Genomic DNA, 13,164 nt, shown 5'->3' with positions numbered 1-13,164 from the left:
TGGTCGGATGATTCGGGTCCTGGTCGTAGACGACTCCGTGGTGGTCCGTCGGCTCATCGTCGACGCCCTCGGCGGCGCCGAGAACATCGAGGTCGTCGGCACGGCATCGAACGGACTGCTGGCCCAGGCGAAGATCGACCAGCTCAAGCCCGACGTGATCACGATGGACATCGAGATGCCGCAGATGGACGGCATCGCCGCGCCCCGGGGGGCCCCGGCGCGCCGCCCGCCGCCGCCCCGGCCGGCGGCCCCGGCCCCGCCCCCCGCGGCCCCCGCCCGGCGGGGTCCCCCGCCCGCCGGTCCGCCGGCCGCCGCGCCCCGGGCCGGCGCCAAGCGCGCCCCCGGCGGCAAGGTCGACATCCTGGCGATCGGCTCGTCCACCGGTGGCCCGGACGCGCTCACCAAGGTCTTGACCGGCATACCGGCCGATCTGCCGGTGCCGATCGTGATCACTCAGCACATGCCGCCGGTCTTCACCCGGATGTTCGCCGAGCGGCTGGACCGCAGCACCCCGCTGCACGTGGTCGAGGCCACCGACGGGATGGAGCTGACCGCGGGCTGGGCGTACATCGCCCCCGGCGACTCGCACCTGGTGCTGCACCGCCGGGGCACGGCGACGCTGACCCAGCTCAGCGGCGCGCCCCCGGAGAACTCCTGCCGCCCGGCCGTGGACGTGATGTTCCGGTCGGTCGCGGCCCTCTACGGGGCATCGGCGTATGCCACGGTACTGACAGGAATGGGACAAGATGGACGAGGTGGTGCGAAGGTGCTGAGGGACGCAGGTGCCGAGATCCTGGCTCAGGACGAGGCCACCTCCGTGGTCTGGGGCATGCCGGGCGCCGTGGTCAGCGCCGGCCTGGCGGACGAGATCCTGCCGCTGGACCGGATCGCGGCCTTTCTGGTCAACCGGGTGAAGACCGGCCGATCCGCGGCGGTGGCGCGATGACACTTTCCCAGACCGAATTCGCCTTCGTCTCGACGCTGGTCCGGAAGGAGGCCTCGATCGTCCTGGCGCCGGGCAAGGAGTACCTGGTCGAGGCCCGGCTCATCCCGGTCGCCCGGGCGGTCGGCGCGGCCAACGTCAACGAGTTCCTGGCCGAGCTCCAGCGCCGGCCGAACCCGGCGCATCAGCGCAAGATCATCGACGCGCTGACCACCAACGAGACCTCGTGGTTCCGGGACCGGGAGCCGTTCGCGGCGCTCACCGACGTGATCCTGCCCGAGCTGGTCAAGTCACGCTCGGCCGCCCGCAAGGTCCGGTTCTGGTCGGGCGCGAGCTCCAGCGGGCAGGAGGCGTACAGCCTCGCCATCACGCTCTCGGAGGCGCTGCCGCCCGGGTGGTCCTACGAGATCGTCGGGACCGACATCTCCACCGAGATGGTGAAGCGGGCCGAGACCGCCGAGTACAGCCAGGTCGAGGTCAACCGCGGTCTGCCGGCCAGCCAGCTGGTGCAGTACTTCGAGCGGGCCGGCGCACACTGGCGGGTCACCCCGCAGCTGCGCAAGAACGTGTCGTTCAAGCTGATGAACCTCACCGCGCCGCTCCCGGCCATGCAGCCGTTCGACGTCGTGTTCATGCGCAACGTCCTGATCTATTTCGACGTCGCGACCAAGCGGACGGTGCTGCAGAACGTGGCCAAGCTGCTCCGCCCGGACGGGTGGCTCTTCCTCGGCGCGGCCGAGACCACCATCGGGATCGACGACAACTACGAGCGGGTGGCCGCCGGCCGCACCTCCGCCTACCGAGTTCGTACTGGGGCGCCCGCAGGCGCCGCGAGAAGGGGATGACGCAGATGCGCGCCATGGTGATCGACGACTCCCGCGCGATGCGCATGATCCTCAAGCGCATTGTCACCAAGCTCAACTTCGACGCGGTGGAGGCGGGCGACGGCCAAGAGGCACTCAACCTGCTCGCCGACATGACCGAGGTGCCGGATCTGGCCCTCATCGACTGGAACATGCCCAACATGAACGGGCTCGAGTTCGTCACGAACGTCCGGGCCGACCCGCGTCTGCGCGAGATGACGCTGGTCATGGTCACCACCGAGAGCGAACAGAGCCAGATCGTGCGAGCGCTCGCCGCGGGCGCCCACGAGTACGTGATCAAGCCCTTCACCGAGGGCGCCATGATCGAAAAACTGGCCCTGCTGGGCCTCGTCCCGACCGGAGCGAACTCATGAGCGTCGAAGTCGAGGTCAACGAGAACGACCTCGCCGAGATGGTGGAACAGGTCTGGGAGTCGTACCTGGATCCGGAGGGCATCAACCCGCTGATCCCGACGTACGACGAGAACCAGCCCTCCGAGGTGCACTCCTCGGTCTCCATCACCGGGTCATGGACCGGACACATCGTGTACGCGTCCTCCACCGAGGCCGCCCGCCGTGCCGCCGCCGCCTTCCTGGCGATGGAGGCCGAGGAGGTCAGCCAGGAGGACCTCACGGACGTGCTGGGCGAACTCGCGAACATCGTCGGCGGCAACGTGAAGGCGATGCTGCCGCCCGGCGCCTTTCTCTCCCTGCCCCAGGTGGTGCTGGCACCCGAATCGTCCGCGCGGTTCCCGAACACCACGCGGATCAGCGGCGTCTACGGCATCTGGGACGGCGAACCCGTGTCCATTTCCATGTGGCACAGCAGCTCGGACAACAACCAGGAGGAAGGCGCATGAAGATACTCATCGCCGACGACAGCCGCGTGATGCGGCAGATCGTGGTGCGCACCCTGCGCCAGGCCGGTTTCGGTGACCACGATCTGATCGAGGCCTCGAACGGGCGCGAGGCGTTCGACATGGCCAAGTCGGAGAACCCGGATCTGGTCCTCTCGGACTGGAACATGCCCGAGATGACCGGCATCGAGGTGCTGCGGCAACTGCGCGCGTCGGGCAGTGACGTCAAGTTCGGTTTCGTGACCTCGGAGAGCACGCCGGAGATGAAGGACCAGGCTCAGGCCGCCGGCGCACTCTTTTTCATCGTCAAGCCCTTCTCGGCTGAGCGATTCGATGAGGTCTTCGCTCCTATTTTGGGATGATTACGACATGTCCGATGTCTCGGTTCTTCCTGGCACTCTGGCCGTTCGCAACCTCTTCGAGGACCTGCTCGGCCGCGAAGTGACCGTCAGCCCCGGCGATCCGATCTCCGCCGAGGAGATCCCGACGGCCACGGTCGCGATTTTCACCGACACCGCGCAGAAGGTGTACGGCGTACTCGGCATGGATCTGCCGCTGGCCGCCAACGCGGGCGCCGCACTGGGCCTGCTCCCGGCCGGCGCGGCCGAGGACAGCATCGACGAGAAGCAGCTGTTCCCGAATCTCGCCGAGAACGTCTTCGAGCTGTGCAACGTGCTGACCAGCCTGCTCAACCGGGAGGGCGGTCCGCACATCAAGCTTTACCAGGTGGTCTACCCCGGCGACCCGCTGCCGGCGGACGCCCGGGCCAACCTGATGGCGCTGGGCCGCCGGGTCGACCTGCAGGTCGAGGTCAACCGGTACGGCAAGGGCAAGTTCAGCCTGTCCCTCGCGCCCTGACCGAGCGCATCGCGTCGCGGGTCCGCCTCACGGCGGGCCCGCTTTTTTTGGGTCTTCAGTTCCGCTTGTGGGTGGTGGGCGGGGCGGTCGGAAGGTTGTGGCTAAGCAAAATCGGGGTGCGGTCGAAGCTTAGGTCGAGCAAGCAAACGGACAGGAGAAGTCATGACCTCGCCGACCTCGGGAGTTTCCGGAATCACCGGTCCGACGTCGTCCGTCTCGGGCGACAAGGCCAAGTCCAAGGAGCTCGGAGACAAGGACACCTTTCTCAAGCTGCTCGTGGCCCAGCTCAAGTACCAGGACCCCAGCAACCCGGCCGACTCGACCCAGTTCCTGGCGCAGACCGCCCAGTTCACCCAGGTCGAGAAGCTCGGCGACATCGCCGACCTGCTCAAGTCGCAGCGCCTGACCGGCGTGAGCGGCTTGGTCGGTCACAACGTGACGTACATGGACGAGAACGGCGCTCAGCAGTCGGGTGTCATCTCGGCCGCCAAGCTCAACGGAGACAGCGAACCGATGCTTCGGATCGGGAACACGGATGTGCAGCTGTCCAAGGTCATGGAAGTCCTCTCGACGGCCCCGGCGACCGGTTCGACCGGTCCGGCGGCCCCGCAGTCGGAAAAGCCAACGACGGTGAAGCCGGCTTCCGGTCCCGCGACCACCTGACACCGTGTTCCCTACCCGCGAAGGAAACAAGTAAATGCTGCGCTCTCTCTACTCCGGCATCAGTGGCCTGCACGCCCACCAGCAGATGATGGACGTCACCGGCAACAACATCGCGAACGTCAACACCGTCGGCTACAAGGCCAGTGTCGTCCAGTTCCAGGACACGCTCAGCCAGATGATCGGCGCGGCCGGCGCCCCGCAGAACGGTCAGGGCGGCACGAACCCGGCGCAGGTCGGCCTCGGTGTGCGCAACGCCGGCATCCTGTCCAACTGGTCGCAGGGCTCCCAGGAGACCACCGGCCGGGCCGGCGACATGATGATCCAGGGGGACGGCTTCTTCATCGCCCGCAGCGGTAACGAGGACCTCTACACCCGGGCCGGCTCCTTCTCGTTCGACGCGAACGGCAAGCTGGTCACCGCGACCGGCGAGGCGGTGCAGGGCTGGACGGCCGCCAACGGCGTGGTCAACGCGGCGGGCAAGCCGGGCGACATCATCATGCCGCTGGGCGCCACTATCTCCCCCAAGGGAACCTCGGCCATCACGCTCAAGGGCAACCTGAGCAGCGACGACGTCCCGGACCCGCTGAACCCGACGAACTCCGGGCCGAGCGCCACCAACACCGGCAACTACGTCACCACCATCCCGGTCAAGGTGTACGACCCGCAGGGCTCCACCCACACGGTCCTGGCGAAGTTCACCCGGACGGCGAACGACAACATCGCCAACACGTCGACCTGGACCGTGGACTTCAGCAAGGACGACCCGGCCAACCCCGGCCAGACGATCGCCGTCGGCACCCAGCAGACGCTGCATTTCGAGAACGGCAAGTCCACCGACGGCGCCGGGACCGCGGTCACCAAGCTCACCGGGATCGGCACCGCGCCGGACGGACCGTACGACGTCGACGTCACCGACATCACGTCGTTCTCCGGTCTCTCCGACGCCCGGGTGTTCGACACCGACGGGCAGACGGCCGGCGCGCTGACCTCGCTGTCGTACACGGTCTCGGACACCGGCCAGATCATCGGCGTCTACAGCAACGGCCTGAAGGAGGTCCTCGGGCAGGTCGCGATGGCCACCTTCAAGAACGTGAACGGCCTCGAGAAGACCGGCGACTCGATGTACCGCTCAACGGTCAACTCGGGTTACGCCCAGGTCGGCCAGCCGGGCAGCGCCGGCATGGGCCAGGTGATCAGCGGCGCCCTGGAGATGTCGAACGTCGACCTCGCCCAGGAGTTCACCAACCTGGTCATCGCGCAGCGCGGCTTCCAGGCCAACTCCCGCGTCATCACCACCTCCGACGAGATCCTCCAGGAGCTCGTCAGCATGAAGCGTTAGTAGTTATTCAGTCCGGCCGCTGCCTTTTGACCGATCGGCTGCACCCGTAAGGCGACCGGGCGGATCTCATCCGCAACTGTCAAGCGGTCGATGGTTTCAGTGACGGGCCAGGGACGGCCCACCAGCCCAGGACCACACCACCACCCAAGGACGGATGTAAGTGATCCTCGTTACCCGCATCAACGGTGCCGTGTTCGCCCTGAACCCGGACCTGGTCGAGCGTGTGGAGTGCACGCCCGACACGGTCGTCACGCTGGTGGACGGCACCAAGTACGTCATCGCCGAATCCGTGCCGGAGTTCATCGACTCGGTGCGCCACTACCGCGCTTCGCTGATCGCCCAGGCGAGCCGCATGGAGGCCGAGCCCACGGCCATCGCCCAGTCTTCCGATGAAGACGACCACGACGCCAAGGTGCTCCCGCTGCACCGGAAGGAACGCTGATGGACATCTCAACCATCGTCGGTGTGGTCGCCTCCCTGGCGATCGTCTTCACCGTCCAGATCCTGGAGGGTGGCTCGCCGGCCTCCATCCTGCTGATCCCGTCGATGCTGCTGGTGTTCGGCGGCGCGTTCATGGCCGGTATGGCCGGCGGCGTGCTCAAGGACGCGACCGGCATCGGCAAGCAGATGCAGAAGGCGTTCCTCGCCAAGGTGACGCCGCCGACCAAGCTCGTCGACAACATCGTCAAGCTGGCCGAGCGGGCCCGCCGCGAGGGCCTGCTGGCCCTCGAGGACGCGGTCAAGACGGTCGAGCACCCGTTCCTCAAGCGCGGCCTGCAGCTGGCGATCGACGGCACCGACCCGGAGGAGCTGCACGACATCCTGCACGCCGAGATCGCGGCCAAGAAGAAGGCCGACAAGGCGGGCTCGAAGCTCTTCGAGAACATGGGCGGTTACGCCCCGACGATCGGCATCATCGGCACCGTCATGGGCCTGGTGCACGTGCTGGCGAACCTGTCCAAGCCGGCCGGCCTCGGCGAGTCCATCTCCGCGGCGTTCGTCGCGACCCTCTGGGGCGTGCTCACCGCCAACCTGATCTGGCTGCCCATCGCGTCCCGCCTGAGCCGCCTGAGTGCGGTCGAGGCGGAGGAGATGGAGCTGGTGGTCGACGGCGTGCTCGCGATCCAGGCCGGCTCCAACCCGCGTCTGGTCGCCCAGAAGCTCCGCAGCCTCCTCCCGCCGGACGAGGCCAAGAAGGCCGAGGCGGCCGCGAACACCAAGAAGGCGGCGTAACCGATGAGCTCAGGCGGTGGGGGCGCCCGGCGCAGGAAAGCCGCCCACGAGGAACACGAGGAGCACGTCAACCACGAGCGCTGGCTCGTGTCGTACGCCGACATGCTCACCCTGCTGTTCGTGCTCTTCGTGGTGCTGTACTCGATGTCCGACGTCAACATGAAGAAGTTCGCCGAGCTCGCGTCCGGTCTGTCCTCGGGGTTCGGCGCGCAGAGCGCGGCGTTCTCCGGGCAGGTCTCGACGCTCGACGGCGCCGGCCAGTCGTCCGAGATCGTGAAGATCGACCCGGGCGCCAACCCGGGTGACGGCAAGACCGGCACCGAAAACATGACCGAGAAGGAGAAGGCGGCGGTCGAGGCCGCCGTCCAGGCCCAGGACCGGTCGAAGGCCTCCAAGAGCGCCCAGGCGGCGGCCAAGGAGGCGGCGAACCTCAAGAAGCTCGAGAACAAGCTGTCCGACGCGCTGGCCAAGGCGAAGCTGCTCAACGCGGTGCAGTTCACCATCGACCGGCGCGGCCTGGTGGTCACCATCGTCACCAACGAGGTGGTGTTCGACGGCAACCGGGCCGACCTGCAGCCGGGCGGCAAGAAGATCCTCGACGCGCTGGCGCCGACGCTGGCGAAGCTCAAGAACAACATCGAGGTCGACGGCAACACCAACCAGCTCAAGGCCGTGACCACCTACTACCCGAGCGGCTGGGAGCTGTCCGCGGCCCGGGCCTCGACCACGGTCCGGTACCTGACCGGGCACGGCATCGCCAAGAACCGGCTCAGCGCGGTCGGCTTCTCCGACACCAAGCCGCTGATCGACCCGGCCGACCCGCGGTCGATCACGATGAACCGCCGGGTGGACGTCGTCGTCCTCACCACGCTCCCGGCCGACCAGGCGGCGCTGCTGCCGGCCGCGGCCGGCTCCGACGCCAAGCTGCACACCGGTCAGACCACGGCCCAGGCCGAGGCGATCGAGAAGGCGGCGGCCGCGGCGAACAGCGCCGGCACCACCAGCACGTCCACTTCCACCACCGCTACCACGACCACGACCGACTGACGGGGGCATCCGATGGCTGACGAGAAAGAGGGCGCTGCCGAGGCGCCGAAGAAGTCGAACAAGATGATGCTGATCATCATCGTGGCGGCGGTCGTGCTGCTCGGTGGTGGCGGCGGGGCGTTCTTCATGATGCGGGGCGACTCGGCCTCGGCGGCGAAGACCCCGGACAAGGGTTCGATCACCGCGATCGAGAACGCGCTGACCATCAACCTGGCCGACTCGCACTACCTGAAGCTCCAGTTCTCGCTCCAGCAGACCGCGGACGCCGGCTCGGAGACGCTGGACACCAGCGAGGCGATCGAGCTGGCGATCGACGAGTACACCGGCCGGACCGTCGCCGAGCTGTCCACCGAGAAGGGCCGCGCGGCGATCAAGGAGGACCTCGTCGCCAAGGTCGTGAAGGCGTACACGGAGAACAAGAAGGAGATGGTCATGGACATCTACTACACGGCGTTCGTGACCCAGTAATCCGGACAACACGGATGGGCGGGTTCACTCCGGTGAATCCGCCCATTCGCCGATCTTCGCCGGAAAACGGCCCTCCCGCTCAGCGCCACCGGAAATGAGCCGATGGGGACGTCGTGACCTCCGCAACACGATCCCCGGGCAAGATGTCACGTCGCGGCCAAGGCGGAGGGCCGGCGCCGTACGACTTCCGCCGCCCGATCAAGCTCTCCCGGGAACACGTCCGCACGCTGCAGATCGCGTTCGAGACGTACGCGCGCAGCTGCGGCACCCTGCTGACCACCCGGCTGCGCGTGGTCAGCAGCGTCACGCTCGCCTCGATCGAGCAGCTCAACTACGACGAGTACGTCGCCTCGCTGGCGAACCCCACGGTGATCGGCGTGGTGCATCTCGACCCGCTGCCCGGCACGGCCTTGATGGAGATGTCGTCCTCGGCCGTGATGACCGCTATCGACCACATGCTCGGCGGCCCCGGCGGACCCCAGCCGGAGCGTCCGCTGACCGAGGTCGAGATGCCGCTGCTGCGCGGCCTGATGGAGCGGATGCTGGGCGAACTGCGGTACGGCTTCGAGCAACTGGTGGACATGTCGCCGAAGCTCAAGGAGATCGAGTACAACGCCCAGTTCCTCCGCGCGCACGCGCCCGGCGACGCCTGCGTGGTAGCCACCTTCGACATGAAGATCGGTGCCGAGGAGTGCCTGGCCAGCCTCTGCATGCCGTTCAACATGATCCTTCCGGTGCTGTCCCGCACCGAGACGGTGGTGCTCAGCGACAAGGAGCGGGCCACCCGCGACCTCTCCCTGCGCAACCTCACGGCCGGACTTTTCGCGGCTCCGATCGACGTTGCGGTGCGATTCCAGCCCATTCGCATGCGTACCGATGACATCGTGGACCTGCGTCCCGGTGACGTCGTGCCGCTGGCTCACGCGACCACCCGGCCGCTCGAGGTGACCGTCAACGAGACCGTTTTCGCTCACGCAGTTCCCGGTAATCAGGGCGCCCGGCTCGCCTGCCTCGTGGTGCCGTCGCCCCCGGAGTCGTCCAAGGAGTCAGGCCGCCCATGACCGCGCCCACCATCACCGCACCGCAGCTGGCGCTCGCCCGGAACGCCGCCCAGGCCGCGCTCGCCGTCCTGCCCACCAGCCGGGAGCTCGCCGTCGCCGCGCCGGTCGCCGCGTTCGCGGACGCCCTGCCCGAGGGCCAGGCGGTCACGGCCAGGTTCAGCGGGGCGGCCACCGGCGAGGTCGTCGTGGTGGTCGGCCAGGATCTCGCGGACGCGCTCAAGGAGAGCCCGCTCGGCGAGCTGGACCTGACCGCCGCCGTGCGGCCGGCCCTGGAGGCGGCGGCCCGGGTCTTCGGGCCGGTGGTGCTCGACCCCGGGGTGGTCATGGAGCCCGGCGTCGCGCTGAGCGCGCTCGCCGCCAAGGACGACGCCGTGGTGATCCCGCTGGTCGAGGGCGAGGAGGTACGGGCGGTGCTCGCCCTCGCGCTCAGCCCGTGGCCGAGCGACGAGCCCGGCCAGCTCGACGTGGCCACGCCGAGCGTCGCGCCGGCCGTGCTCCGCGGCGGCCTCGACATGCTGCACGACGTCGAGATGGAAGTCTCCGCCGAGCTCGGCCGCACCCGGATGAGCGTGCGGGAGCTCCTCTCGCTCAACCCCGGCGCAATCGTCGAGCTGGACCGGGCCGCCGGCAGCCCGGCCGACCTGCTGGTCAACGGCCGGCTGATCGCCCGCGGCGAGGTGGTCGTGGTGGACGAGAACTTCGGCATCCGGATCACCGAGATCGTCACGCCGGGCGCCGAAGGGTAACGGCCTTGTTCGAGCTCGTCCTGCGGATCGGCTTCTCGCTGTTCGTCGTCCTGGGCCTGATGTGGGCGCTGGCGCGAGTGGTACGCCGGCCGCTGGGCGGCGGCCGGGCGCACGGCCAGCTCGCGGTGCTGAACCGGCAGCAGCTGACCCGCGGGGCCGCGGTCACCGTGGTGAAGGTCGCCGACCGGGCGATGATCCTCGGGATCACCGAGCAGCAGGTCAGCTTCCTCGGCGAGGCCGAGCTGACCCACTTCGAGCCGCAGCCGGAGCGGCGGGACATCGACCTGCCGAGGGCGCACCCGGAGGCCACGGCCGGCCGGCTCGACAAGACTCTCGATTTTCTTCGCGACCGGACATCGAGGCAATGAAGATGCGACGCGCGATCCTTCTCCTGCTGGCGACCGCCGGGCTGGCGCTCGTTCTGTTACCGGGCGCGGCCTCGGCCGAGCCGCGGCCGGCGCCGGCTGTGGTAGCCGTGGCCTTGCCGGATCGCGTCCCGAAGCCGACGCCGCCGGTGAAGCCGACCCAGCCGAGCATCAACCTCAACGTGAACGGCACCAACCCGGACGGCAGCAAGCCGGCCACCTCGCTGGTCATCATGATGGGCCTGACCGTGCTCTCGGTGGCCCCGGCCCTGCTGCTGCTCTGCACGTCGTTCACCAAGATCTTCATGGTCCTCGGGATCACCCGCAACGCGCTCGGCCTGACCAGCATGCCGCCCAACCAGGTGCTGGCCGGGCTGGCGCTGTTCCTGAGCCTGTTCATCATGGGCCCGACCGTCTCGGCCATGAACCAGCAGGGCGTCCAGCCGTACCTGAAGGGCGACAAGACCCAGTCGGCGGCCTTCCACGACGGCGTCCAGCCGCTGCGCGACTTCATGTGGAAGACCACCCGCGAGGACGAGGTCGGCCTGATGATCAAGCTGTCCGGCCAGCCGAAGCCGAAGAACAAGGACGCGGTCCAGCTGACCACGCTGATCCCGGCGTTCATCCTGTCCGAGCTGCGGGCCGCGTTCATCATCGGCTTCGTCATCTTCATCCCGTTCCTGCTGATCGACATGGTGGTCTCGGCGTCCCTCATGTCGCTGGGCATGATGATGCTGCCCCCGGTGACCGTCTCGCTGCCGTTCAAGCTGCTGCTCTTCGTGCTGGTCAACGGTTGGGGGTTGATCCTCACGGCGCTGGTGGCGTCGTACCGATGAACTGGAACGTGCCCATCGCCGAGCTGATCGCCGTCATGCTCGGCGCGGCCCGGACCGGGGCGTGGATGATGATCGCCCCGCCGTTCAGTTCGCGGAACATCCCGGGCACGGTCAAGGCGCTGCTGTCGGTCGGGCTCACCCTGCCGATGGCGCCGTACCTGCGCGGGACCGTCCCGTCGCTGCGGACCGCGGACATCATCGCCAGTGCGGTGCTGCAGATCTTCGTGGGCGCCGCGCTCGGCTTCATCACCGCGTTGCTGTTCGCGGCGTTGCAGGCGGCCGGCGACCTGCTCGACCTGTTCGGCGGCTTCACCCTGGCGATGGCGTACGACCCGCTGTCGCAGAACCAGAGCTCGGTGTTCGGCCGGTTCTACAACCTGGTCGCGGTCACCATCCTGTTCGCCACCGACGGTCACATGGTGATCCTGCGCGGGTTCCTCCAGTCGTTCCGGACGATGCCGCTGAACGTCACCTTCGACCTGGCCACCTTCAGCCAGTTGCTGCTGCGGGGCATGGGCGAGATGTTCCTGGCCGCGCTGCAGATCGCCGGCCCGCTGGTGGTCGTGCTGTTCCTCACCGACGTGGCGTTCGGCCTGCTCAACCGGGTCGCGCCCGCGCTCAACGCGTTCCAGCTCGGGTTCCCCGCCAAGATCTTCCTGCTGCTGGTCCTCTCCGGGATCGCCATCAGCACCCTGCCGCCGGTGATCGAGTCACTGGTCGACCGGTCGGTCACCGCCGTACTCAAGCTGACCGGCGGCTAGCGGAGGAGGTGGGATGGCCGGCGAGAAGACCGAACAACCGACTCAACAACGGCTGAAGAAGGCCAAGCGGGAAGGCCAGATCGGCCGCAGCCAGGACATCGGCGCCTGGTTCGGGATGCTGGCAGCGAGCATCATGCTGCCCAAGACGATGAGCGCCGCGATCGACCACGCCCGCGAGCTGATGGCGAAGGTCCCCGAGATCATCCAGAACCCCGATCCCACCCTGGCGATGCACCTGCTCAAGGACGCCGGGATGAGCGCGGCCTGGGCGGTGCTGCCGCTGGCCGGGACGCTGATGGCGGTCGGCATCGCGGCGGCCGGTGCGCAGGGCGGCATCCGGGTGGCCACCAAGCTGTTCATCCCGAAGTTCAACCGGCTCAACCCGCTGCCCGGGATCAAGAAGATGTTCGGGCCGCAGGCGCTCTGGGAGGCGACCAAGGCGCTGGTCAAGACCTCGGTGCTGGCCGCCGTCCTGTACAGCACGACCAAGGGCGTCATACCCACCCTGATGACGGCCGGCCAGTTGCCGCTGGCGGCGCTGCTGGCCACGGTCAAGGACGCCGCGATCGGGCTGATCCGGGCGGCCTCGGTGGCCGGCATCGTGATGGCCGCGGCCGACTACTTCGTGGTGCGCCGGCGTACCAACAAGCAGCTGCGGATGACCAAGGAGGAGGTCAAGCAGGAGAACAAGAACGCCGAGGGCGACCCGCTGGTCAAGGCCCAGATCCGGGCCCGGCAGATGGCGATGGCCCGCAACCGGCAGATGGCCGACGTGCCGACCGCCGACGTGGTGCTGGTCAACCCGACGCACGTGGCGGTGGCGCTGCGGTACGAGCCGACCAAGGGCGCGCCCCGGGTGGTGGCCAAGGGGCAGGGCCCGGTGGCCACCAAGATCCGCGAGTTGGCGGCCGAGCACCGGGTGCCGATGGTGCAGGACGTGCCGCTGGCCCGGGCCCTGCACGGCGGCTGCGACGTGGGCGCCGAGATCCCCGCCGAGTTCTATGCGGCGGTGGCAAAGGTGCTGGCGTTCGTGATGAGTCTTAAAGCGCGTGGCTCTGCTGCTGGTCTGCACCGCAACCCACACTCCGCCCCAACAGCCGCATAACCGAAAATTTAGGAGATTTC

The 13,164-nt window shown here is 68.2% G+C and carries 18 protein-coding genes; all 18 read left to right on the top strand.

The genetic code is table 11. From position 1 onward, the window contains the following. The first annotated feature begins 7 nt into the window (after positions 1-7). A complete protein-coding gene (locus IH26_RS0137820) occupies positions 8-946 on the top strand; it encodes a chemotaxis protein CheB (protein ID WP_030441092.1) in 939 nt (312 codons plus the stop codon). Then, positions 943-1,788 carry a CheR family methyltransferase gene (locus IH26_RS0137815; RefSeq protein ID WP_030441091.1) on the top strand — a complete coding sequence of 282 codons (846 nt, stop codon included), beginning with the start codon at positions 943-945 and terminating at the stop codon, positions 1,786-1,788. Before IH26_RS0137820 ends, IH26_RS0137815 begins: the two co-directional genes overlap by 4 nt. 14 nt (positions 1,789-1,802) lie before the next feature. Beyond that, positions 1,803-2,180 (top strand): response regulator, encoded by a 378-nt coding sequence (locus IH26_RS0137810; RefSeq protein WP_245665861.1) that lies wholly within the window; start codon positions 1,803-1,805, stop codon positions 2,178-2,180. Next, positions 2,177-2,665 (top strand): chemotaxis protein CheX, encoded by a 489-nt coding sequence (locus IH26_RS0137805; protein ID WP_030441089.1) that lies wholly within the window; start codon positions 2,177-2,179, stop codon positions 2,663-2,665. The genes IH26_RS0137810 and IH26_RS0137805 overlap by 4 nt, the downstream gene beginning before the upstream one ends. After that, positions 2,662-3,024, top strand: coding sequence for a response regulator (locus IH26_RS0137800; protein WP_030441088.1), 363 nt, complete (start codon positions 2,662-2,664; stop codon positions 3,022-3,024). Before IH26_RS0137805 ends, IH26_RS0137800 begins: the two co-directional genes overlap by 4 nt. 7 nt (positions 3,025-3,031) lie before the next feature. After that, positions 3,032-3,520: a hypothetical protein gene (locus IH26_RS0137795; RefSeq protein WP_030441087.1), complete on the top strand. Its 489-nt coding sequence runs from the start codon at positions 3,032-3,034 to the stop codon at positions 3,518-3,520. Positions 3,521-3,682: 162 nt separating this feature from the next. Next, positions 3,683-4,183 (top strand): flagellar hook assembly protein FlgD, encoded by a 501-nt coding sequence (locus IH26_RS0137790; protein ID WP_030441086.1) that lies wholly within the window; start codon positions 3,683-3,685, stop codon positions 4,181-4,183. Between the two features lie 34 nt (positions 4,184-4,217). Beyond that, positions 4,218-5,522 (top strand): flagellar hook protein FlgE, encoded by a 1,305-nt coding sequence (locus IH26_RS0137785; protein ID WP_030441085.1) that lies wholly within the window; start codon positions 4,218-4,220, stop codon positions 5,520-5,522. Between the two features lie 160 nt (positions 5,523-5,682). Further along, entirely contained in the window at positions 5,683-5,964 is a 282-nt protein-coding gene (locus IH26_RS0137780) for a flagellar FlbD family protein (RefSeq protein WP_030441084.1), read from the top strand. Beyond that, positions 5,964-6,755 carry a motility protein A gene (locus IH26_RS0137775; RefSeq protein WP_030441083.1) on the top strand — a complete coding sequence of 264 codons (792 nt, stop codon included), beginning with the start codon at positions 5,964-5,966 and terminating at the stop codon, positions 6,753-6,755. The genes IH26_RS0137780 and IH26_RS0137775 overlap by 1 nt, the downstream gene beginning before the upstream one ends. 3 nt (positions 6,756-6,758) lie before the next feature. Then, on the top strand, positions 6,759-7,802 hold the full coding sequence (locus tag IH26_RS0137770) for an OmpA/MotB family protein (protein WP_030441082.1): 1,044 nt from the start codon (positions 6,759-6,761) through the stop codon (positions 7,800-7,802). Between the two features lie 12 nt (positions 7,803-7,814). Beyond that, entirely contained in the window at positions 7,815-8,270 is a 456-nt protein-coding gene (locus tag IH26_RS0137765) for a flagellar basal body-associated FliL family protein (RefSeq protein ID WP_030441081.1), read from the top strand. Between the two features lie 143 nt (positions 8,271-8,413). Then, positions 8,414-9,331, top strand: a complete 918-nt coding sequence (locus IH26_RS0137760) for a flagellar motor switch protein FliM (protein WP_030441080.1) — start codon at positions 8,414-8,416, stop codon at positions 9,329-9,331. Then, positions 9,328-10,077: a flagellar motor switch protein FliN gene (fliN, locus tag IH26_RS0137755; protein ID WP_030441079.1), complete on the top strand. Its 750-nt coding sequence runs from the start codon at positions 9,328-9,330 to the stop codon at positions 10,075-10,077. The genes IH26_RS0137760 and fliN overlap by 4 nt, the downstream gene beginning before the upstream one ends. 5 nt (positions 10,078-10,082) lie before the next feature. Then, positions 10,083-10,445, top strand: a complete 363-nt coding sequence (locus tag IH26_RS0137750; RefSeq protein ID WP_030441078.1) for a FliO/MopB family protein — start codon at positions 10,083-10,085, stop codon at positions 10,443-10,445. Beyond that, entirely contained in the window at positions 10,442-11,278 is an 837-nt protein-coding gene (gene fliP, locus IH26_RS0137745; protein ID WP_030441077.1) for a flagellar type III secretion system pore protein FliP, read from the top strand. The genes IH26_RS0137750 and fliP overlap by 4 nt, the downstream gene beginning before the upstream one ends. Continuing rightward, the gene (fliR, locus tag IH26_RS0137740) at positions 11,275-12,039 is read left to right on the top strand and encodes a flagellar biosynthetic protein FliR (RefSeq protein WP_030441076.1); all 765 of its coding nucleotides are present in this window, start codon (positions 11,275-11,277) and stop codon (positions 12,037-12,039) included. The genes fliP and fliR overlap by 4 nt, the downstream gene beginning before the upstream one ends. A gap of 13 nt (positions 12,040-12,052) precedes the next feature. Next, entirely contained in the window at positions 12,053-13,144 is a 1,092-nt protein-coding gene (locus IH26_RS0137735) for an EscU/YscU/HrcU family type III secretion system export apparatus switch protein (RefSeq protein ID WP_030441075.1), read from the top strand. Positions 13,145-13,164: the final 20 nt, after the last annotated feature.

This window comes from Actinoplanes subtropicus (genome assembly GCF_000721705.1).
GTDB classification, from domain to species: Bacteria; Actinomycetota; Actinomycetes; order Mycobacteriales; family Micromonosporaceae; genus Actinoplanes; species Actinoplanes subtropicus.
This window is presented reverse-complemented; position numbering and strand designations above follow the sequence as displayed.

Excerpts from the sequence above, each read along its gene's own strand:
- IH26_RS0137735 (WP_030441075.1), top strand. The coding sequence starts at position 12,053 with ATGGCCGGCGAGAAGACCGAACAACCGACTCAACAACGGCTGAAGAAG.
- IH26_RS0137805 (WP_030441089.1), top strand. The coding sequence starts at position 2,177 with ATGAGCGTCGAAGTCGAGGTCAACGAGAACGACCTCGCCGAGATGGTG.
- IH26_RS0137790 (WP_030441086.1), top strand. The coding sequence starts at position 3,683 with ATGACCTCGCCGACCTCGGGAGTTTCCGGAATCACCGGTCCGACGTCG.
- IH26_RS0137785 (WP_030441085.1), top strand. The coding sequence starts at position 4,218 with ATGCTGCGCTCTCTCTACTCCGGCATCAGTGGCCTGCACGCCCACCAG.
- IH26_RS0137810 (WP_245665861.1), top strand. The coding sequence starts at position 1,803 with ATGGTGATCGACGACTCCCGCGCGATGCGCATGATCCTCAAGCGCATT.
- fliN (WP_030441079.1), top strand. The coding sequence starts at position 9,328 with ATGACCGCGCCCACCATCACCGCACCGCAGCTGGCGCTCGCCCGGAAC.
- IH26_RS0137815 (WP_030441091.1), top strand. The coding sequence starts at position 943 with ATGACACTTTCCCAGACCGAATTCGCCTTCGTCTCGACGCTGGTCCGG.
- fliP (WP_030441077.1), top strand. The coding sequence starts at position 10,442 with ATGAAGATGCGACGCGCGATCCTTCTCCTGCTGGCGACCGCCGGGCTG.
- IH26_RS0137795 (WP_030441087.1), top strand. The coding sequence starts at position 3,032 with ATGTCCGATGTCTCGGTTCTTCCTGGCACTCTGGCCGTTCGCAACCTC.
- IH26_RS0137775 (WP_030441083.1), top strand. The coding sequence starts at position 5,964 with ATGGACATCTCAACCATCGTCGGTGTGGTCGCCTCCCTGGCGATCGTC.
- IH26_RS0137770 (WP_030441082.1), top strand. The coding sequence starts at position 6,759 with ATGAGCTCAGGCGGTGGGGGCGCCCGGCGCAGGAAAGCCGCCCACGAG.
- IH26_RS0137820 (WP_030441092.1), top strand. The coding sequence starts at position 8 with ATGATTCGGGTCCTGGTCGTAGACGACTCCGTGGTGGTCCGTCGGCTC.
- IH26_RS0137800 (WP_030441088.1), top strand. The coding sequence starts at position 2,662 with ATGAAGATACTCATCGCCGACGACAGCCGCGTGATGCGGCAGATCGTG.
- IH26_RS0137760 (WP_030441080.1), top strand. The coding sequence starts at position 8,414 with ATGTCACGTCGCGGCCAAGGCGGAGGGCCGGCGCCGTACGACTTCCGC.
- fliR (WP_030441076.1), top strand. The coding sequence starts at position 11,275 with ATGAACTGGAACGTGCCCATCGCCGAGCTGATCGCCGTCATGCTCGGC.
- IH26_RS0137765 (WP_030441081.1), top strand. The coding sequence starts at position 7,815 with ATGGCTGACGAGAAAGAGGGCGCTGCCGAGGCGCCGAAGAAGTCGAAC.